General features: G+C 41.2%; 19 protein-coding genes. 6 read left to right on the plus strand and 13 right to left on the minus strand.

Translation table 11 applies throughout. The features are described from left to right. Positions 1-88: 88 nt before the first annotated feature. On the minus strand, positions 89-1,024 hold the full coding sequence (locus tag ACEN82_RS07210; RefSeq protein ID WP_413322680.1) for a DUF5996 family protein: 936 nt from the start codon (positions 1,022-1,024) through the stop codon (positions 89-91). 221 nt (positions 1,025-1,245) lie between these two features. On the opposite strand from ACEN82_RS07210, the gene ACEN82_RS07215 reads away from it, so the two are divergent. After that, on the plus strand, positions 1,246-2,016 hold the full coding sequence (locus tag ACEN82_RS07215) for a CehA/McbA family metallohydrolase (protein ID WP_413322679.1): 771 nt from the start codon (positions 1,246-1,248) through the stop codon (positions 2,014-2,016). A gap of 126 nt (positions 2,017-2,142) precedes the next feature. After that, a complete protein-coding gene (locus ACEN82_RS07220) occupies positions 2,143-2,469 on the plus strand; it encodes a hypothetical protein (RefSeq protein ID WP_413322678.1) in 327 nt (108 codons plus the stop codon). A gap of 323 nt (positions 2,470-2,792) precedes the next feature. On the opposite strand, the gene ACEN82_RS07225 is transcribed toward ACEN82_RS07220, so the two are convergent. From ACEN82_RS07225 to ACEN82_RS07240, 4 genes are all read right to left on the minus strand, one after another. Beyond that, positions 2,793-3,686, minus strand: a complete 894-nt coding sequence (locus ACEN82_RS07225) for a BT_3987 domain-containing protein (RefSeq protein WP_413322677.1) — start codon at positions 3,684-3,686, stop codon at positions 2,793-2,795. A gap of 23 nt (positions 3,687-3,709) precedes the next feature. Next, a complete protein-coding gene (locus ACEN82_RS07230) occupies positions 3,710-5,152 on the minus strand; it encodes a SusD/RagB family nutrient-binding outer membrane lipoprotein (RefSeq protein ID WP_413322676.1) in 1,443 nt (480 codons plus the stop codon). A gap of 29 nt (positions 5,153-5,181) precedes the next feature. Further along, the gene (locus ACEN82_RS07235; protein ID WP_413322675.1) at positions 5,182-8,421 is read right to left on the minus strand and encodes a SusC/RagA family TonB-linked outer membrane protein; all 3,240 of its coding nucleotides are present in this window, start codon (positions 8,419-8,421) and stop codon (positions 5,182-5,184) included. A 789-nt stretch (positions 8,422-9,210) separates the two neighbouring features. Beyond that, the gene (locus tag ACEN82_RS07240; RefSeq protein WP_413322820.1) at positions 9,211-9,576 is read right to left on the minus strand and encodes a hypothetical protein; all 366 of its coding nucleotides are present in this window, start codon (positions 9,574-9,576) and stop codon (positions 9,211-9,213) included. Positions 9,577-9,784: 208 nt separating this feature from the next. Between ACEN82_RS07240 and ACEN82_RS07245 the strand changes: the two genes are divergently transcribed. Continuing rightward, a complete protein-coding gene (locus ACEN82_RS07245; protein WP_413322821.1) occupies positions 9,785-10,426 on the plus strand; it encodes a response regulator in 642 nt (213 codons plus the stop codon). Here ACEN82_RS07245 and ACEN82_RS07250 read toward each other — a convergent pair. Next, positions 10,421-12,193, minus strand: a complete 1,773-nt coding sequence (locus tag ACEN82_RS07250) for a tetratricopeptide repeat-containing sensor histidine kinase (protein WP_413322822.1) — start codon at positions 12,191-12,193, stop codon at positions 10,421-10,423. The two genes, ACEN82_RS07245 and ACEN82_RS07250, sit on opposite strands and share 6 nt — an antisense overlap. Before the next feature lie 90 nt (positions 12,194-12,283). Continuing rightward, positions 12,284-12,481 carry a hypothetical protein gene (locus tag ACEN82_RS07255; RefSeq protein WP_090526723.1) on the minus strand — a complete coding sequence of 66 codons (198 nt, stop codon included), beginning with the start codon at positions 12,479-12,481 and terminating at the stop codon, positions 12,284-12,286. A 539-nt stretch (positions 12,482-13,020) separates the two neighbouring features. Between ACEN82_RS07255 and ACEN82_RS07260 the strand changes: the two genes are divergently transcribed. Both ACEN82_RS07260 and ACEN82_RS07265 read left to right on the plus strand, forming a co-directional pair. Beyond that, entirely contained in the window at positions 13,021-13,623 is a 603-nt protein-coding gene (locus tag ACEN82_RS07260) for a hypothetical protein (RefSeq protein ID WP_413322823.1), read from the plus strand. A 49-nt stretch (positions 13,624-13,672) separates the two neighbouring features. Next, positions 13,673-14,473 carry a hypothetical protein gene (locus ACEN82_RS07265; RefSeq protein WP_413322824.1) on the plus strand — a complete coding sequence of 267 codons (801 nt, stop codon included), beginning with the start codon at positions 13,673-13,675 and terminating at the stop codon, positions 14,471-14,473. 150 nt (positions 14,474-14,623) lie between these two features. On the opposite strand, the gene ACEN82_RS07270 is transcribed toward ACEN82_RS07265, so the two are convergent. Together ACEN82_RS07270 and ACEN82_RS07275 are read right to left on the minus strand one after the other, a co-directional pair. Continuing rightward, complete coding sequence (locus ACEN82_RS07270; protein WP_413322825.1) at positions 14,624-15,718, minus strand: pepsin/retropepsin-like aspartic protease family protein; 1,095 nt, start codon at positions 15,716-15,718, stop codon at positions 14,624-14,626. Between the two features lie 174 nt (positions 15,719-15,892). Beyond that, positions 15,893-16,381 (minus strand): Lrp/AsnC family transcriptional regulator, encoded by a 489-nt coding sequence (locus ACEN82_RS07275; protein ID WP_090526731.1) that lies wholly within the window; start codon positions 16,379-16,381, stop codon positions 15,893-15,895. 125 nt (positions 16,382-16,506) lie between these two features. Between ACEN82_RS07275 and ACEN82_RS07280 the strand changes: the two genes are divergently transcribed. Next, positions 16,507-17,898, plus strand: a complete 1,392-nt coding sequence (locus ACEN82_RS07280) for an MFS transporter (RefSeq protein ID WP_413322826.1) — start codon at positions 16,507-16,509, stop codon at positions 17,896-17,898. Here the strand turns inward: ACEN82_RS07280 and ACEN82_RS07285 are convergent. The 4 genes from ACEN82_RS07285 to ACEN82_RS07300 all read right to left on the minus strand — a co-directional run bounded on the left by ACEN82_RS07285 (position 17,893) and on the right by ACEN82_RS07300 (position 20,679). Continuing rightward, positions 17,893-18,429 carry a DinB family protein gene (locus ACEN82_RS07285; RefSeq protein WP_413322827.1) on the minus strand — a complete coding sequence of 179 codons (537 nt, stop codon included), beginning with the start codon at positions 18,427-18,429 and terminating at the stop codon, positions 17,893-17,895. The two genes, ACEN82_RS07280 and ACEN82_RS07285, sit on opposite strands and share 6 nt — an antisense overlap. A 107-nt stretch (positions 18,430-18,536) precedes the next feature. Further along, on the minus strand, positions 18,537-18,950 hold the full coding sequence (locus tag ACEN82_RS07290) for a VOC family protein (protein WP_413322828.1): 414 nt from the start codon (positions 18,948-18,950) through the stop codon (positions 18,537-18,539). Positions 18,951-18,999: 49 nt separating this feature from the next. Further along, complete coding sequence (locus tag ACEN82_RS07295; protein WP_413322829.1) at positions 19,000-19,437, minus strand: AraC family transcriptional regulator; 438 nt, start codon at positions 19,435-19,437, stop codon at positions 19,000-19,002. A 39-nt stretch (positions 19,438-19,476) separates the two neighbouring features. Then, positions 19,477-20,679, minus strand: a complete 1,203-nt coding sequence (locus ACEN82_RS07300; protein WP_413322830.1) for an NAD(P)/FAD-dependent oxidoreductase — start codon at positions 20,677-20,679, stop codon at positions 19,477-19,479. Between the last annotated feature and the right edge of the window lie 16 nt (positions 20,680-20,695).

A 20,695-nucleotide genomic window follows, 5' to 3' on the forward strand; every position in this document is an offset into this window, starting at 1 on the left:
TGTAATAAACGATAACTGCTAAAATGTTAAACAGCGGTATCGATAAATTCTGTTGTTTTAGGATTTTCTGGCCTCTCAATATTTTATCTCACGCGTTCTTTAACGCCGACAAATCGCATTGCAGATCTTTATCCCAATTTCCCGTTTTAGCCGCGGCGTCATAGGTGGATTGTAAAAATTGAAGCAAAGTCCTTTCCGGGTCGGCCGATCGGGAAACAACTTCGTAGGTCAATAAAAACTCACCCATTTCTCCGCTGTAAAATGCTTCGGGAGGCGATACCTGCTGTGTGGCAAAATCTTCCGGAGTCGGGTAGCAATATGCGTAAAAAACGGGATGAGGGAAAGCATCCGAACCCGGCCAAAAGCCGCATGAGCTCACCTCCTGCGAATAGGCTTCCTGCATTACTATCGCGGGCATATTGGGAACGCTGCCCTGATGTTTTGGTGCGGGCCTGCCCGAAAAGCGGGTGACCGCCAGGTCAAATCCTCCCCAAAAGAAATGTACCGGACTATTTTTTCCTTGAAACCCGGCCCTGAACTCTGTGAAAACATTATGGATCCTTGCCAGTGCCTGCCAGTAATCATGCATAATGGAAGCGTTATAATTACACGGCGTATGATTTTGGGCAAAAGGAATAGCCGGCTCCACTTCATTCGGCACCGCATATATTTCTACACTTGCATTAACTGAAGCAATGCTGTCCATCAGAGAACTGTAAAAGGCGGACACACTTCCGGTACCGAGCTCAAACGATCGTTTTTCTCCGGTACTGGTGGATATATTCAGGGTATGACTGATAAAATCAAGATCTATCTGGAAAACGCCGCCCTCAAATGGCATACTTCCGGTAGTTAGACCGGTTGAACTTACATAAAGGGTTACCTGCCATGAATGATTGATCCAGGGCATTTGTTTTAGTCTTACCTTACCAATGATTTGAGTCCACATATGAACACTTGCAAGGGTATCTTTAAGATCATGGTAATCGAGCCTGGGCCAGCGTGTTGTTGTCGTGTTGCTCATGGGTATAATTTGTTGAGTTAAATCGCTTAATCCTAAATTACAAATGTTTTGCGGGATGTTAGATTTAATTTTCAGTCAAATAAAAATTAAAGCGGACACCTCAATTTTTGCTTCACTGTCACATTTTTATATCATTTGTTCCTGTTAACGGTGAGCTAACACGAGTGGGCTAAGTTGGCTGCCGAAAGTATTACAAAATAAAAAGATCGACAAAATTACTTATGGTACTAAGCACTAACAGGAACATTGGACTTTTAATTAAAACCGGTTTAACAATTATGGTTGCGGGCTGCATCAGCGGTTCGGCATTGGGGCAATCGGCCCATGTAAACCCCTGGGCTCCCAAACCGCTGGGCACACTGCCGCCGCCGGCCAGTCTCAGTCAGGGTGTCTGGCTTAAAGGCGAGCTGCATATGCACTCCAGGCATAGCAGGGAGTCGTCAAATAATTCAATCAGCAAGATCATCACTTTTTGCAGGTTAGTAGGGATCGATTTCCTGGCTATTACCGATCACGATAATCATGTAGAAGGCGACGTAGCCCACAATACCTGGGCTGATCCGGAGTTTAAATCAGACTCGGTATTGCTGCTTTACGCTGCCGAATGGACAACTACCCGAGGCCATGGCAACGCCTTTTCGGCCAGGCCTTATGATCATCAACAGTTATTTGACGTGCGCGATCAGCGCGATACTGTGGTGGGGCGCATAAAAAATAAACTTGGTATTCACCTGTCGGCAAACCATCCCAGCGGTAAAGATCATTTTGGGTATTCGTATGATATGGTTAATTCTATCGAAGTATGGAATTCGGCCATCTGGTCAAAAAATGCCAATGCGATCATGATCTGGGATGATATGCTGTCATCGGGCCGAAAGCTAACCGGCAGGGGAGGGAGCGATGCACATCACGGCGTGCCTGTAGGGGATGAAAAATCAGGCCCTAATACTTACCAGGCTAAAGCCAATTATGCAGGAACGGCCACTACCTAGGTATTTGCAACTGCACGTACTAAGCAAGCTGTTATTGACGCCTTAACCAACGGACGGGTATCCATAAGCTCAAACCCATATGCTCCCCGTGTTGAGTTTTATGCTGATTTAAATGGCGACGATAAAATGGATATGATGATGGGTGATAATGTGAAGGCAACAGGTAAGCCGGTTAAATTTAAAGTTCAGTTAACCGGGAACAGTATAAAGGATACTACCTACACTATCAATGTGGTAAAAAACGGCAACCCGTTTGGTGCTTTTAAAATGGAAGGAAAAATGCCCATGATTGAATTTACCGATACACCGGCAATAGCCGGCCGTACTTATTACCGGGTTACGGTTGAAGGGCCGTCTACGCCTTACCCTCAGGTGCCGCAATCAGCAGCACTGAGCGGTAATATGGTAGGATTGTCAAACCCGATCTGTTTTAATTTTGATCCGAATTTCTGACAACCGAATATAATAGGGAAAACCGTACACGAGCTTACTGTGTACGGTTTCTTGTTGTAACTATTAACTAAAAGAACGAAGCTGCAGTGTTAATTATGTAGTTTAATGGTGTAGGTTCTGAATTGGCATATTACACCTTAGAGGAAAAACAAAATAATAAAGCATTGTGATCCCTGTGGTGCTGCATGGCATGCATTAACGGACCTGATTACAGGCTTTAGCTGATTACTGCAAGAACCGCCTGTGCCCGGAAACCCTAATAATTGGTTTCGCTGATAAAATCAAGGAGAGAACAATATAGCCTCTCCTTGATCATTAACCGATTATTTGTGCTTGATTGTTTCTTCAACCACGCGGTAACCACCGCCACCTAAGTACCGGTAGTTTAATATGAAACTTTTGGTGGCAGGATCATAAGTACTTGTAAGGCCCGGAACCGGAAGTAAAGGTTGAGTTGCACTAACATTCCCAGAAACAGTTACCTCGTTCGTAGCTTCATTTACAGTCAGGGTCATTGATCCACCAATATCACCAATCTCTGTACTCACGGAAATAGCGCCCGCTGTGGTAAGGGTCTTATCTCTGTCAATAGCGCGATCACCCGCTGTAGGGTGGTGGAAAGTTCCAGTTGAGTGGTATTCACCATCATACTTGTTTTTGATAGCAAAGAAGGTAAATAAAGTGTCTTTGCTTGCCGCATGTATGGTTAGGCCGCCTGCATTGGTAATTATGTAAGCAAGGGCGTATTTTTTGCTCAGGTCAAACTTGCTGCCATTAAGCTTAATTGTGAAGTAGTTTTGAAAATCGCCCGGAGCAAATTTAGCAGTGAGGTTACCAGAACCGTCGGCAGTAACTTTAGTACTGCTGATGGTGTAAAGACTTGTTGGCAACAACTCGTATTGGGTATCGTTATCGTCGTTGTACTTATCAATGGCGGCCGGCAATGACTTTAAAGTGATGGTTTGATCTTTTTGTAAATCGGCAGCGCTTTTGGCGTCGCGTTTTAATGCAAACACATCTACAGTTTTGATATTGGTAAAGGGATCAAAGAAATGGGGTTGTTCCATACCGTCGGGAAAGCCTATAAACGAAATACCGTTATTGAGCGCTTCTGTAGTTATTTTATCAGCTTCGGTTTCTTTCCGGCAGCCAGTAAAGGCAACGGCAGAACAAATACCGGCAATAAGTAAGTATTTAAATGATATATTCTTTTTCATGTTTCTGTCTGTTTTAATAATGATCAATTACCACCATCCCACCATACTTTGGTATCCTGACTGTCGCCGCCCATACGTGCCGCTGCAGCAGTTACATTTTTGCCGTTAGTGCTGTACTCATCAGGTACATATACAAAGCGGCGTACAATCTGACCGGAAGAGTTGGTGTGATCCGGAGCGGGGGTTAGATGAGGGAAGCCCGATTTTCTCCAGATATCCCACGCCATGTGGCCATCAGGGTAGCTGGCAACCCAACGCTGGGTTGAGATCAATTCGATGCCTGGCGTAACAGTATCGCTGCCGCCATTTAAGCCTTTTGCAAAAGCAACACCGGCAGCATAGGTTAACCCCCACTGATCAAATGACCAGCCTGTGCCTTTCGTAAAATCAGCCCCCCCCGTTTCGCCAACAGGAGCCCAGCCTAATTGTACAGCTTCTGTTCTGGCAAGCCATATTTCTGCAGCGGTAATTAGTGTCACAGAGCCGTTTTCAAGTCTTTTATCCCCACGTAGTACACGGGCCCATTTCGGATTGGCATCAGTAAATGCAGTAACAGCAAGGCGGGCTAAACCATAAGGTACACCAATGTTTGAAGTGTTAAGATTGCCGGCTTGCTCGCTTTCTCCGCCAAAATATACCTGGCGCGGATCGCTTGTTGAAGCAGTATAGTCGGTAAGGGTTTTCGCCTCGGCAAAATCTTTACGACCATTGTATAGGTTCCACCATGGGCTTTTGTATGGGCCGCCCGGATATTTCAGGGTAAAGTTTTGGTCGTTATTTTCGATAACACCTGATGCAATTGCTTCTTTAACAGATGTTGAACCTAACGCCGAAACGCTTGCCACTTTCGACATTTGCACGGCTATAAGCAATTTTAACGAGTTTGCCATTCTTTTCCACGAAGCAACGTCGCCACCATAAATGAGGTCGCCGCTTATTGGCGATGAGTCGAACGAGTTGATAGTGGTGGTAAGTGTGCTCAGCATGCCTTTATAAATATCCTGCTGTGCATCATATTTAGGCAAAATGTTTGATGAACCTTGCAGCGCCTCGCTGTATGGAATATCACCCCATGAATCGGTCATGATCCAAAAAATGTACTGTTGCAGGATTTTGGCAACATTAACCATATTTTTGTTTGGATTTAACCTGATGATAATTTGCAGGTTATTCAGGTTGCCACCGTAGTTGCCTGCAAATGAATTTTGAGGCAGGTTATATAAAGATGTTCCTGAATACTGTGTTTCTGTAAAATACTGAGCATACTGGCCGCCGCTTATAGCCTCGGTGCCGGTAGAAGCGTAACCGCCCAAACCCGCTTCAACGTTTGAAAGTAACGCCGACGGAATTGGCGTTACGGTTGCTCCGGGATTGTTGTTAACATCACCGAAGTCTTTAACTTTATTACAGCCTGCACCGAACAGTGTGAGTGCGCTTGCTATGGTGTATAAATATATCTTTTTCATTTTTTTATCTTTCTGGTATCCCTAAATCGTTAGAATGTTACTCGCAGGTTAAAGCCTATACCCCTTGTGCCAGGATATTGTGCAGTTTCACCTTCTGTTGCAGTAATTTCCGAAGGATCGAAATCTTTTGATTTCGCATAGATTAACAATAAGTTGCGGCCCGTAAGTTCAAACCTTGCCGACTGCAAAGTTTTACCTAAGCCCCATTTTTTAATTGGCAGGTTATAACCCAAAGCCACCTCACGTAGTTTGATAAAGGTAAGATCGTAGATATAAGGATCGTAAGTTTTGTTATTGGTTAAGCCCTGGTAGTATGCTTTTGCATCCACATAATAAGTAACTGCATTGTTATTGGCATCAACACCAGTAACTTTAACACCACCGCCATCAGCAACAGGGTCACGTACCGATAAACCTTTATCGTTAAGTGCGGCAGTATTGGCTGTTAAACCGCTAAACTGGCCCCATCTGTTTGATAACGATACGAATTTGCCGCCAAATTGGTAGTCTACGTTTACATTCAGGATAAAGTCTTTGAAAACAGTAAACGAGTTTTGTAAACCACCGGTGTATCTAGGTAACGCGCTGCCAAAATAAACGTTTGGATCGTTTTGATACATACCCGATGAGGTAAGAATTGGCACGCCATTAGCGTTCCGTTTTATACCGTTACCGTAAATCTGCCCCCACCATTTGCCTTTTTGGTTAATGAGGTATGGCATATCTGTACCCCAAACACCTGCTACCTGCACACGGTCAACACCGTATTTGTCGCTGATTTCGGTTACAGTATTGTCAATTAACTGAGAAAAGTTTGCGTTAATGGTCCAGCTAAAGTTTGGAAGTTTAATTGGAGTACCGCCTGCCATTAACTCTAAGCCTTTTCTTTTAATGGCACCTACGTTGGTTTGGATAAATGATACCCCACTTGCGCGGTTAACGCTTAACGATTGTGGGAAATCTTTATCTTTTGCCGAGTAATAAGTTGCGCCGAAGGTAGCCCGGTCATTAAGGAAACCAAGATTAAAGCCAAGCTCTACAGTTTCGGTAGTACTGCCATGCAGGTTAGGATCAACAAAGTTGTTCGGACCGCCTTGTAGCAAGTAGCCGTTAAATTTGTTTGCCGCAACGCCGTATACCACGTTGTTTACGTAGGCACCAAAAGTTTCGGTACCGGTACTCAAAGCGCGCGGGATTTGACCCCATGAAGCCCTTACTTTACCAAAGCTCAGCCAGTCTCTGAAGCCTGGAAGCAGTTCGCTGAAGATGAATGATCCACCAAATGACTTTGATAGTACCGAGTTAGCCCCATTTGCTTTTGGTAATGTTGAGTACCAATCATTACGTAGCGTACCATCAACATAAACTATCGATTTGTAACCAATAGAAGCCTTGCCAAACACGGCGCGGTATTGCTCCTGTGTACGGCCATTGCCAAAGGATATAGGGTCTACCGAGTTTGATAAAGAATAGAGGTTTGGTACGCTTAAGCCGTTTACAGTACTTGCAGAGTTATCTTTGTAACTCCAGTTGTAAATATCAGTGCCAACGTTAGCATTTACGTGAAAATCTTTAATTTGCTTGTTATAGCTTAACAAGGTTTCGTAGTTCTCGCGGTTCGAGTAGCTGTTTGAAGTACCGTAAGCAGCTTTCTGACCGGTTTGTGTACCACTGGCCTGAATTTCAGACGAGATTTTACCTTCGTTCCAGGTGTTGGTTTGATTACGGCGATAAGTTACTTTAAAGTTTAAATCCTTATTGATATTGTACTGGAAGTAAACCGAACCATACAAGCGGTCTCTCTGGTTAAGGTTTCTCCATTGTTTTTGCCACAAGTAAGGGTTATACCAGTAGTTACCTGCGTAAAATTGATCAGGATGTGCAGGATCATAAGAGTTTGGATTTTGGTGGTTCCAGCTTACATAAGTACCATCTGGGGATTTCAAATCCTGTAACTCCTTCATGATACCCATATCAAGATCGCGGTGAAACCATGAGTTGAATGAGCCGCTGGTAGCGCTTGCATAAGCGTCGCTGATTTGACCGTTAAGCTGTGTACCGACAAAATTGATGTTGGCACCGGCGCTGAAGTGTTTGTTTAAATCAAGGTTAACGTTTAAGTTAAAGATGTTTTTATTCAACTTCGTTTCAGGAACAATACCACGGGTATTTTGGTTGTTGTAGCTCATCCTTACGTTGTAATCATCGCCGGCTTTTGTAAAAGCGATACCATTGTTAAGCGCGACACCTGTTTGGAAAAAGTCTTTTGCATTATCTGGCTGAGGAGTCCATTTAGCGGTTTTGAATGAATATTTTGTCCCTGCCGCCCATGCATACCATGGAATATACTCCTGGCCAACCATACGCGGACCCCAGCTGCTGTCGTCGGTATAATCAGGATAGTATTTACCATCGAGCGCTTTCCAACCCTCAGGGTCACCTTGTTTCCAATGATACTGTATAAAATCGGCAGATGCACCACCTCCATAAGTGTTTTGATAGTTAGGCAGGATATAAGCACGATCAAAGTTGGCACCAACATTAAGCTCAATACCTGTACCGCGGCCTTTTTTACCTTTTTTGGTAGTCATAACAATTGCACCAAATGCACCTTGCGAACCAAATTGTGCCGAAGCAGCCGGGCCTTCCAATACCGATACAGATTCCATATCGTCAGGGTTAAGATCGTCTGAGTTTGGCAAAATAGTGCCGTCAACAACGTAAAGCGGGTTGTTGCCGCTACCAAAGCCTACAGCACCGCGCAGCCTGATATTTGTACCGCGACCCAAGGCCGCTGCCGATTGGCTACGCACCTGGATACCAGCAACTTTACCGGCTAAGGCATTGTTAATGTTTGGCTGGCGGATAGTGTTCAACTCGTCAGACTTAACAACCTGGGCAGCATAGGAAGCTGACCGTGACGTTTGCTTGGTTCCGTAAGCCCCCGAGATAACCACTTCAGATAGTTTGTTGGCCGTGCTTTCGAGGACTACAGTTAAGGGGCCGTTTCCAATTTCAACGCTTTTAGATGCGTAACCAATAAAACTAAAGCCTAATGTTTTTGCCGAAGAAGGAACATTCAACACAAACTGGCCATTTGCGTTGGTTTGGGTACCGATGGTTGTACCTGTAACTCTTATGGACACGCCTGGCAGCGGTAGTCCATCGTCTTTTGAAGTTACCCGGCCGGTAACCGTTTTGTTTTGTGCATGTACCACACTAATAAATAGCATGAACAAACACCAGCTTGCGAGTAGGAGTTTTTTCATTGTTAAAAAATCAGTTTTAGTTAATATCCAAAACTACAATTTTTGTAATAAAATGAAAAAAAAGTTAAAAAAATTTTAAAGTTTTTTGCATATATTAAAATATTTATAAAAAAAATGATAAAACGTTAATGCAAAATAAGTGAAATGTGGTTTTTTTTGAATTCTTCATATGAAATTCATATAAAATCTATATGAATTTTAATTTTTGAGGCGGTTGCCACGATGTTTATGGAAAATGACGTGAAATATTACTTATAAAGTCAATATTAATGAGATATGTAAGTAATAATTGAAAAAGCGTGCTCTTTTTTTTAATTTAAAAACTAAATATACATTTGAGAAAAATGTTTTAGTTTACTTTTTAAAAATAATAATATTTTTTGTAAAAAGAAAGTGACAAATGGCTGAATATTAAAAAAATAATTGGTGAAAGCTTTTTGCTTGTAATACCCGAATTGCCTTTGTGAATATTTAATTAATTGACTGTTAGGTTTTTAGTGATTTTGTATTCTGTATATATTATTATTTTTTGTCGGATTCTGTTTTTAAATAAAATGTTTTAAAAGGAGTTTAATTGTCAAACTGTGATAGCAAGGTATTTTGATTGTACCCCAATTAATCGAATTTTTGTGGTTTACTAAAAATGGGGGCGGCACTTAGCACTTCAATGCAGCTTAATTACTTCATTAATTGTCAGGTAGCAAATATCCGTTGCCATGAAGTTGTCATCTGCCGGTTATGCAACCTTAAAGGATTGTTTGTAATAGTTGCGGGCAGGAGCAAAGAAGCTTAAATTGCATTGTGAGCAAAAGCGTTTGCGACATTTGTATCTTTTTCAGTATTTGATTGCATAGTTGGGTTAGGCTTTGGTTGTAATACTGTTGTCCTGTTAAAATTTGAAGAATAGACGAGCCTGGCTGTTGATGATGTCGCTAATGCATCTGTTTGAGGTTCATATTCACTAACAGGTAATTGAGGGGATATCCCCGAAACAAAGTGAGGGGCTTTGTTATATTTAAGTAGCCGGTAATCTCTTCGGTCTGGAAGTTTGCTCTGAGGCCTTGGTAAAACTATCCCGTTGTCATAAGATTTATCCTGTAATAATGCGATTATACAAATCAGCATTATTATAAATGTGCTAATAAAGTATTCCATCACTTTTTCTGTTAATAGATTTCGGTATATATTGGGTACAGTAACCGGGTAAGCGTAATTCATATAAATAAGATGTGCGATGGCTTTTCATTTATTTAAGTTTGTTTCGGTAGAACAATTTTATGAACAGAGGCTGGGATGCACAATACAAATCAGTTGGTATTTTATGAAATAAAGATAAAATATAGATTTACAGTGAATTTATTATATGGAAAGCACCGTGGAAAAACTATCAGTAATAATAGCAGATGACCATACTTTATTTATAAACGGCTTATACATGTTGTTGCAGGGAGAGCCAGATATAGAGGTAATGAGCGTTGCAGCAAACGGTAAGGAATTATTGCATTTGTTACACACCCAAACACCCAACCTCATATTGCTTGATATCAATATGCCGGGTATGAACGGGTTCGACGTACTTAAGCGTATCAAGGATTACTATCCTAAAATTAAGGTAATCATGCTTTCTACATATAACGAGGAGCACCTGATTGAAAAAGCAAAGGCTGAAGGTGCCAGCGGCTACTTATTCAAAAACGTCGGGAAGGCTGAACTATTACAGGTAATGCGCTCCGTAGCGCAAGGGCATCTGTGTTTTCCCTGCAAACAGCCGGTTGTTAATTCCATGCCTAATGAACCAGATCCTTTTTTAAAGCAGTTCCAGCTTACTAAGCGGGAAACTGAACTTTTACAATTTATAAAACAGAATTTTACCAACCAGCAAATGGCCGATCATCTTCACTTAAGTATTTATACTGTTGAAACACATCGTAAAAATATTATGCAAAAGCTTAATCTGAAAAATCCGGTTGAGCTTAACCGGTTTATAATGCAATATAACTTATAAAGGTTTATTGGTGAGTGGGATATAAATAGAAACAAGTGTGCCCCTGTTAGGATGCGAATCAAATTCAACCCTGCCTTTTAAAAAATTTATCCGCGACATTAGATTGTTTAACCCCATGCCTTTAAAAATATCAGGATTGGTTGCGTCAAAGCCTATGCCATTATCTTCAATAGTAAGGCTGATGTTTTCATCGCTTCTTATAAGTGAAATGTCAACCCTGTCGGCATGAGCGTGCTTCATTACATTGTTTAGACTTTCCTGTAATACCCGGTATAAAATGATCTCGATGGTATCGTCAAACGGCGAATCAAACCCCTGGCAAAAAAAGTTTATTGCAATATTATTGTTCTTGATATTCTCAATAAATTGTTTAATTACTTGTGCTAACCCTGTTTTATGAAGTGCCCAGGGCATCATATTGTGTGATATCGTTCTTACCTCTTTAAATCCATAATCAACAAGGTTAATTGCTTTTTCAAAACGGGTTCTTTGCTCTTCATTTATGAAAGGTAATTCACTGCCTATAACTGACAGGTTTATTTTTGCCGCCGATATTATTTGGCTCACACTATCATGTAAATCCCTGGCAATTCTTTGTCTTTCACTTTCCTCAGCCGCAATTATAGCCTGCATTGCCATATTGCGCTGTTTTAGCTTGTTTTGTTTATAATAAAAAAAGCCTGTAAAGAACATTAAAAGTATAAAAACACAGATACCCGCCATCCAGTAATTACGCTTTGTTATTTCAAATTGCTGTTGCAGTACCTGATCTTCACGTTGTTTTATTTCGTATTTTGCCTGTAGTTCATCAATGGTGCTGTTGCCTGAGGTTTTAATTGCTGCATGCCTTTTTAAGTAAATCAGCGATTGCTTATAGTCACCCAATTGCTCATACAAATCAGCTATTTCATTTGTGGCGCTTCTTTGCATATCTGCATAATTTATTTGTGTGGCAAACTGAAGGCTGTTTTTTAATGCATCGAGAGATTGTAGATATAACCGTTTGTTTTTATACAATACGCCAAGGTTAAAATAGTTAATTGAAAGCGCAAGGGTATCATTTAATGATTTTTTGACATCGATGGTTTTTAAAATTTCCTGTTCTGAGTCGTTTGGTTTAATACTTCCCATAACATCCCCCATAAATTTATGGCTGTAGGCTTCAGAGGTGTTTTCATTTGTTTGCCGGGCAAGGTTTAAAGAGTCGTTTATGTCGAAAGCCTGCCTGGAGTAATTTAAGGCCTCCCGGTAATTGTTTTTTGCCTCATATAACGTTGCGGCTAGGTTTAAAGCTCCTATCAATTCTGTACGGTCGCCGGTTTTTGGGGCATACGAAATTGCCAGCATGCAAAATTCAAGCGCTTTTTTATGATTTTTTAATTTTACATACGCTTTCGCTAACCTATAGTAACCATCGGTTAAAATGTACTGTTGATTTATTTTGTTGAGTGCAACCGCGGCAAGGTTGTAATAATATGATGCGGAATCATATTGGTTAGTTTGGAAATAAGCTTCTCCTAAAGTTTGCGATAGTAAAGTAATTGCTTTTTTATTGTTTAGCTTATGTGCAAGGTTCAATCCTTCTTTTGCAACTATAATGATTTTAGTCGGATTTTTTTCAGCCGGATAGTTGGCAATCTGAGTAGCGGCGGTTAAGCGTTTTTGTGTGGGTGATTTGCTGAAAACAACCTTTTCTAAACTGTCAATATTTTGACCGCAACACGGAATTACAGCCAAAATAAGCAGAAAAAACAAAGGGTATTTCATATCCGGGTTTTTGGTCCCGGTTAAAGATAGTAATTTGATATTTATCAGCAAAAGCCGTTGGACTTGGGGTTGTTACCAGTTAATGTGTTTTTAAAATCTGGAGATGAATATTATTAAAGCAGATAATACGGCTAACACGAAAAACATAATTTGCCGTTGCCTGGCACTGATAATGTTGGGTATTTTGCCTGTTCCCTGCAATTTGTCGAGCTTAAATTTATACATAGCCGATAATCCCATAAAAGTTAGGGAAACAAAGCCCGCGAGGTAATTTAAAGTACTTTCCATGGTTTTTTTAATTTAGATGAAACGCGATGAATTAATTTGTTCAAAACCATTTATGGCTTTGTTTTATATTATTTCACCATCGTGCTTGACAGTACAATTTTATGGAGAGGCCGAAATTCACACAATACAAAGCAGTTGGTATTTTGGAGTAACACCATAAAGCTTATTTTTACAGATGAAATATTGGAGGTAAGTATATCATGTAGAAACACTATTTAGTATTATACAGATAGGATATATTGGAAAGCCGTGTGCCGTAATTGATAAAAAGGATTAACTTTAATAATGATTTTGCAATATAATTCTAACCTATGCCTAAAATCATTATTGCTCATTAACAATCAATAAAAATTAAATTAATAGCTATTATTCACCAAATAAAACTGACTGATTGTATTGAAAGCAATCGCTTTCTGCATAAAGATAATTAAATGGAAATGTCATACATCGTCCAAAAAAAGAAGAGAAACCGGCGACTCAACAGCTTAATACCATGCTTTATTTGGTTATTAGTTGCCTGGGGGGGCTTAAGTAATACTATGGCCCAGAGCCGCAATAATCAGTCGGACTGGAACGTGCCGCCGCCATTAACGCCTGGTACAATTACCAAAGGAAACACTCAAGGCAATGGTTCGGCGGGTAAGCCGATTGTACTTACGCTTACGGATATCCCGGTAGTTGCTCAGCCCTTTGTTTCAGCAACTCAAATACCTGTGCTGGCTGCAGTTGGCTCAACGCCACCTCTGGTTGATGCACCCGACCAACCCGATGTTAATGGTGCAACTGCGGGGTTACCTGAAATTCCATCACCTGAAGCGCCCGAAGCTCCGCATTTGCCAAAGCAAATAATGCAGGACCTTCAGTTTTCAGCGGTTATGGACCTCCCTTTGCCAGAATCGCCGGAATTGCCGCCAGCGCCTGTTGAGCCAACCGTATCAGGCCAGGTAAATATTATAAAAGGCCCCATTCCGATAATGCCCGATATAACAAGTACGGTACCGCTTTTACAGCCTTCCGAAAATCTTACACCCTGGTCTATCCCGGAAATCCCCGAAAGCGAGGGCTTTAAAATGACATCTCCTGCGGGAACGAAGGATGATAAGTTAAAAGGCAAACCCCAATCAAACAGGAAAAAACACTAACTGTGACATAATGTCAAATTATTAAAGGCATTATAACAAGAATACCAAAATGAAAAGTACCCCAATTGAGTTAAAATATATATTTGTTATAATATTAGCTTTTGCGAGCGGTGTTACCTATGCCCAGGGCAGATTTAAACAGGGAGATGAGTTTCAAAGGCAGGTAAATACAAAGTCAAATTGTGTTTTACAGCGCGGCAGCCAAACTTTGCGTGTTGGTTCGGTTTCAATAGTTATTAAAACGTACAAGGTAACCGATGCTTCTGAAAGGGGGGCCTCTTTTACTATTACTACTGATAAGCTTATCGATACCATAAATGCAATGAACCAGAACCTGGTATATAACTCAGGTAAACCTGCCGACCCAAATTCTGTTATCCAGGTTGGTTTGCAAAAGATGTTCAATAATCAATCGATAGTTTCAGTAAACAACAAAGGCGAGATCCTGAATTTAAAACGCCCGGTTGTTGCCAATGATACACTTTTATCTTTTGCCGGCATCCAGCCCGAACGGTTGTCGCCAGGGACCACACTACAGTTAATGGTTGATTTTCCTGTTAGCGTCACGCTTAAAAAGGGCTATTCATGGAAGGTTACTACTTCATCGGCCGAAACCAACTATACGGTTTATGCTATAAGCAGCACAACTACTGTTGTTACCTATAAAACTTCGGTTTTAGGCGGTAGCTTAAATAGCCGGATAAACGGATCAATACTCATAGATAACAACACCGGGGTTATTTTAAAACGCTATTCGCAAAGCGTTTCTACTGGCTATGAAATGGTAAATGGAATAGTTTACACTGCCACCCGCCGTACTGCTGTTACAGAGATCTGTAATAAAAAATAGACTTTTAATCTCCTTTGATTTATTTAAAAAACGCCGCTGTAAATTTGTAGCGCATTGAAAAACTCACCTCGTGACAGAGTATAAAAAAGGAGTTGAAATTATGAGGGTATGGTTTTTGAAGATAATGGTATCGACCTTAAGCATTAATGTTTAGTTGTTTTTTAACCCGATCTGGTGGTTGCCATAATCGGTTAGGTATTCATTACTGATGAAAAAATCGAGACTGAAAATGGTACGGTAATCACCCGTATTATTGGGATTTTGCACTTCTGTTAGGTTTCCGGTGCTTGATGTGGTATAAGTATAAACAAAGCCCTTGTTGGTAGTTATGGTTACGGTCGAATTTGCGGGAAGGCTGCCTATTGAATTGGTTGCCAGCCTGTCTTCAATTACAGTAGTTGATGGGGTTCCGGTATCAAACAAAATCTGTCCGGAGATGGTCTTTCCATTGTAAGTGATAGTTGCAGGGATATTAGGTGAGTATCCGCCGCTGTTTGAATAAGAAAGCGGGTGCATAATGAATCCGGATGATGAAAGATCACTGTTGCTTAAGCCGATAGTTAACAGATTGCTTACATAAGTTCCACTGGTAGAAAATAAGCTTTTATTTAACGTGGCCAGCTTAAATCCGCTTGTAAGACCTGTGCCGGTGCTAAAGGATCTTAACGGGCTCTGAATCAGACTGGTTACATAACTTGTACCGGGGCCAACACCAAAAACATCGCTGGCATGGGCCGATAGTTGCGCACCAGTTTCATCAACTATTTTGTAGTATAAAAAAAATGGCACCCTTTTTAACGTAAGGTTGCCCTGTGCGTCGCCGATGGTGATATTGGCGTAGGCTAAATTGCCGTATTCTTTTGTGGAGCTTAACTGGTCGCCAAAGCTTATTGTGCCCTTGGTATTAGTAACCGTGATACCGTTCACAACCACCGAGTCGCCGGTAAACTGGATGCCTGACGATGTGATCATTGATGCAGGCAGGATACCCGCAGCATCAAGCGTCATTCCTGATGAACCCGTATCAAACACGGTATAATAAGTCACTGCTTTTGTGCCTACCAGCGTAATGGGTAAAAAGATCCGTTTGTTTACCCCGCTGGCGTATTCATATAAACCAAGCGTAACAGGACTAACTTGTGTTTGAGGCGGTACGGTTTTATCTTTTTTACAGGAAAAAAAGGCAACCGTTATTAATAAACAACCAATAATTTTGGAAGTAAAAAGTAAATGTTTTGCAGTCATATATGTCTGTTATAAACCCGGTTGGTAATAATTACGATAAAAGTGCCGTTTTAGTTGAGCTTAAAATTAAGATAACAATTTGATATACCGGGTTAATGAATCGATAAAACTGGGTGTTGAACCGATTAATTATCCGGACATATAAACGGACGGAGAACGCTGCTATTGTGTAAGTTAAAGCAAATGATTGGTTTCTTTGATAATATCCATTACAAAAGTGCTTTTTGAGTGGCCAATACCCTTTACTTCGCTTAGTTTATTTACAAAAAACGAATGGTAACTATCCATACTTTCAGAAACAATTTTGAGCATAAAATCAAAATCGCCCGATATGTTATAGCATTCTATCACTTCGTCAAATTCAAGTACAGCATTAATAAAATCAGCACCTGCTTTGCGGCTATGTTCGCGCAGGGTTACCATGCAAATAACCATGATGCGTTTGTTCAGCATCCGCTTATCTAAAATGGCGGTATAGCTTTTAATAACCCCCGCTTTTTCAAGGCGTTTAATGCGTTCATGTGCAGGCGTAGGGCTTAGGTTGATCTTAACAGCTATTTCCCGCACAGTAAGCTTGGCATTCCGTTCAACCAGCCGTAATATTTCGTAATCTTTTTCATCAAGCTGGATGCCGGCTTTTTCTTGTTCTGTTTGTGGGGCCATAACGGTGTGTTAATTGGGCGTTTGTTCTTTTAAAGCGCTTTAATTTTTAATTATGTTCCAAAATTACAATAAATAATATTGTTAATTTCTATTAACATAGTTTTGAAAGGACAAAAATCAAAATTATGGCACAAAAAAAGAACAATGTCCTGATCATAGCCTCTATGGCCATATTTGTCGAAGCGCTTGACATCGCCATCATTAACCTCACCATTCCGGCAATACAAAAGCAGTTTGTGGTCACTAACGACCAGGTTCAATGGCTTCAAACGCTCTACGTGCTATTGTACGGCGGTTTCCTGATTATAGGAGGGAAGCTGTCTGATGTTGCCGGACCAAAGAAGGTCTTTATTACCGGTGCGGTATTATTCCTGGCAACTTCATTAAGTGCCGGCTTATCAGGTACTTTTGTGTTTCTTAGTTTATCGAGGGCCGTACAAGGCCTGGCTGCAGCGCTGATCATGCCATCGGCACTTTCCATCGTAACGCATACTTTTACCGAAGAACGTGAGCGGAGCAAGGCTATCGGAATCTTTAGCTCATTCGCGGCGGTTGGTTCAGGAAGCGGCCTTTCCATCGGCGGAATTATCAGCACCTACTTAGGCTGGCATTGGGTGTTTTTGATTAATGTGCCAATACTAGTTTTTATTATTGTTATAGGCTGGCTGTGCCTGGCTAATGACGCCCCTGAACAAAGGCAGTCGTCTCCCGATCTGTTTTCGGGTATTTTATTGGTGATGGGTTTGCTGATGCTTAGCTATGGTGTACACCAGCTTGCGGATATCAAACAACAATATACTTTTATTATAATTTGTGCCATAGGCGTGGTTGTTTGCATGAGGCTGTTATATGTTCGTTTAACCCGAAGTGCAAATCCGCTGATAGATCTTTCAGTTTTTAAAGCGTCATCAGTTATTACCGCAAATGGTGTATTCATTTTGTTAGGTGCATTTTTTACCGGGTACCTGTTCATTATATCCCAATTATTGCAAAAAGACATGCAATATACTGCAGCACGATCTGGCCTGTTACTGGTGCCTTTTAGCCTGTTATCGGCCATGGTGGCTAAGTTTATGCTGCCATGCATCATGAAACGGTTAACAACCGAACAAACCGGGTTGTTGGGTATGAGTTGTATGTTAACCGGGGGACTGGTTTTAATTTGTGCGGTATTCGCAGGCTACTCTCTCCCTTTATTGCTGTTATCCGCTGCTTTTATATCCGGTTTAGGTATGACCATCTGTTTTACAAGCTTATCAGTACTCGCTGTAAAAAACATCCCCAAGCAACACTACGGGTTGGCATCAAGCCTGGGTACTACCGCTTACTTTTTAGGTGCCGGAGTAGGTTTGTCTATACTCACACTTTTTATGCAAAAAAGCGATGAAGGCGCTTCCGTGAGCACTTTATCGCTTGTTATACTTAGTATGTATGCTTTAATCGGTTTGCTATGGCTCATTATTTACGTTGTAAATTCGGTAGCCAGGAACATGCAGGTATCATTAAATGAATCATAAAGACTGCCCGACGTTTTTTAACTGGTGAATGTGCTTTTGAGTATGATAGCAAATAAGATAGAGCCATTCTAACCGGGTAAGCTCACCAAAAAAAGGAACTACCAGGTCAGTACTAATGGCATATAGATCTTTGGAATTAATTATTTCTCTGACTTGGATGATAACTGTTTGTAATAATTCGATAAGCTCAGATTTATTGTGAGGCCCGTCTGATGGCAATATGTTTGGTGCTGATTTGAATTTAGCCTCAAAATCAAGAAACAGGTCTTTTATCATTTTGACTTTTTCGGCCGGGTCTCTTTCTGCTGCTTTGTCGGAGCCGGTAAGTACCGGAACAAGTTGTAAAGCCGATTTAAAAACATGTTCCGCTATCTGTCCGGCTGTCCATCCGCCGTGGGGCGGTATAATATTAATTTGTTGCTCATTGAATAAAGCAATGGTTGATAAAAGGTTGCTGGCAGTATCCTCAAATACTGCCAGTAAGTTAATACGTGCATCGGTTTGGAGGGTGGTGGTTATTTGATTTTCCATGATGTTTTGAAGATTGATTAATACAAATCTCCATGCAAAATCAAAATTTACACCTTGTCGTTTGTGCCATAATTGGGGTGGTTTTGCGCCATCGTATGTGCAGGCGTTTATCTTTTCTTTTCACCCAATGAAAACCAATTACCCGAGTCGTCTTTGAATAGGGCTTCAAAGCCGTAAAACTCTTTAGTGGGGGCTTTAGTAAACTCAACGCCTTTCGCTTTTAACTCTTCGTAAGTAGCTATAAGGTCGTTGCATTCAAAAACTCCGAACCCAAAGGTACCGCGCTGTACCAATTCGCGCATTTGATGTGCCGACTGTGCGTCGAACATCATTCCCTCCGTTATGGCCATGAGTGATATTTCCAATTCGGGTTGCCCGGGAGGACATACAGTAAGCCAGCGCATTCCCGGCCCCATGGCAGCATCTGTATTTACGGTAAAGCCTAATTTGTTTACATAAAAATCATAAGCGCTGTTCTGGTCAAGTACAAATACGCTTACATGGTTTAATTTGGTTATCATGTTAATGTTGTTTGATAAACCAAAAGTCGTTATCAAAAAAGAACCGGGCTTATTGAAAATTGCGATTTCGCGGCCATTCTTTTTCCCGGGCAAAGCAACCGGGTATAAATTTGAGGGGCGATTGCTGCATCTCCGCCTGCCGTTTAAGTTCTGTTTGCTGGTAGTTTGCAGGAGAACGGGAGGTGATCTTTTTAAATAAAGCAGAAAATGAAGTAACACTGTCAAAACCTACAGCATAACAAACATTAGCAATGGGAAGGCCTTTTTTTAATTGCAGCCGGGCGTTTTCAACCCGCACCTGGATGAGGCATTGGTGTGGTGTTTTACCATAGATGTTTTTAAACAACCTGATGAAATGATATTTGGAAAAATAGGCCTCGTCGGCAATATCGTTCAGGTCGATCGGTTCATGATAGTTTTTATCAATGAACAACTTAGCCTGTATAAGCCTGCGGTAAAGGTATATTTTGGGTAATTGATCCGTCATTTCAAGGTTAAATATCGGCTTTTATTATTTGAAAACGCGCTACCTGTTAAAACTGAACAATTGAACATGTTCGTTCTTTCTCTCCAGGATAAGATCATGGATAATTTCGGCAGCAATTACGCTAAAAGTGATACCATTACCTCCAAAGCCAAGCGCAAAATAAGTGTTCGGTCTTTCGGGAATGCAGCCAATGTAAGGCAAGCCATCTTTAGTGATTGCAAAAGCACCGGCCCAGCTAAAATCAGCTTTTAATGGGATGTGCGGCATTTTTTTGAGAAAAGCCTGCTGTAGCATGTCCGCCTTTCGTTTAATAACAGAAGGCGGTATATGCGGATGATGAAACAGGTCATCGCGGCCTCCAACAAGGATGCGGTTTTCACTTACAGCCCTAAAGTACATGTAGGGTACGGCAGTTTCCCAAATCAAACTGTTCTTATACCAGAAACGTACATCGGGCAAAGGCTCCGAAACCAGTGCGTAAGTTGAGTTAATTTCGGCTATTTTTTTAGGGACGTATTTTAAACTTTCATAACCGCATGCAACAATCAGCTTTTTAGCTTTGATAACTGAGCCGTTGCCGGTTTGCAGCGTTATGCCTTGTTTATGATGCTCAATGGTTTTAATATCGGTATTACTGTATATTTTATGACCGGCTTTGCCAAAATTTGTAAGTAAAGCATGGGTAAGCAGATATGCATCAACCTCCCCGCCAACTGCAGAGAAAATAGCCCCGGAAGCCTTAAACCCGAATTTCTGTTTAATTTCATCAGCTTCGAGCCAATGTACCTCAAAGCCATGCTTTTTACGGAAGTTATATTCCTGATTTAGTGAATTTGTGTGTGTTTTGAAGCTGGCATACTGCAAACTTGGCCTCAGGCCAAAATCAAAAGCAGGTTTAAGCGATTTACATAAATCAGCAATATCGTAAATAGCTTTGCGGCAAAGTTGATAGCTTGTTACGGCATTAGCTTCGCCAACCAGGTTTTTTAAAGATGTGAGGGGCGTATCAATTTCATATTGCAGGAAAGCAGTGCTGGCCGCGGTACTGCCCATACCAACGTGGCGCTTATCAAAAACAGCTATACTTAAACCCGAGTTGCGGAGCTGCCAGGCTGTTAAAGCAGCGCTGATGCCGGCCCCAATAATGGCCACATCCAGCCTCAAATCTTTTTGAAGAGATGGGTAGGAGGCAACTATGCCATTTTTTATTAGCCAATAAGGCTGTTGTTCATATAAATTCATGGATGTGAACAGCTAT

The sequence above is a fragment of the Mucilaginibacter sp. Mucisp73 genome (assembly GCF_059491465.1).